Source organism: Escherichia sp. KCJ4928 (genome assembly GCF_004352695.1).
Taxonomy (GTDB): domain Bacteria; phylum Pseudomonadota; class Gammaproteobacteria; order Enterobacterales; family Enterobacteriaceae; genus ECMA0423.
Map to the genome: position 1 here is coordinate 1 of NZ_SJWV01000584.1, position 506 is coordinate 506.

Genomic DNA, 506 nt, shown 5'->3' on the forward strand with positions numbered 1-506 from the left:
ACGAAGGACATCAGCAAAGGTCATGTCGCGGACGTGCAGTGAGACGGGTAAGGGGAGACGGACGCCGCTGTAGCTGAACTGCTGGCCGCGCAGACGGGCCAGTTCGTTGAGCAATTCCAGGGCATCGCCTTCCCAGTCAAAGGAAACACGGTCGCTGTGAGCCTTCAGACTGCCGCCGGACTGACGCTCCGGAAGGGCTGCAGAGTAAATTCCCTGCCCCCATAGCTGATACTGCGCATGCCGGGCGACGGCGACATCAGAGGCAGCACCATACTTTCTGGTCGGAGCTGTATTATCCGGGGGGAGATGGCAGCCGTTCAGGCAGAGTACGGCGAGACATCCCGCAGGTATCATACGGTTCATGGTGTATTTTTCCTGAGCAGTGAAAGAAGAAAGCGTTGTGGGGAGGATTTACTGGTTCGTGTTTTTGCTGAATGGCTGGAGCACCTCAGAGGGTGACAGTGCTACCCGGATACAAATATCGTTTGCTATCACGACATTACATT

Annotated in this window: 1 protein-coding gene; it reads right to left on the bottom strand. The window is 55.9% G+C overall.

Going from position 1 to position 506, the window contains the following annotated elements; genetic code table 11:
- On the bottom strand, positions 1–363 hold a 363-nt coding region (locus tag E0D98_RS25710), incomplete at its 3' end, for a DotD/TraH family lipoprotein (RefSeq protein WP_131891518.1).
- Positions 364–506: the final 143 nt, after the last annotated feature.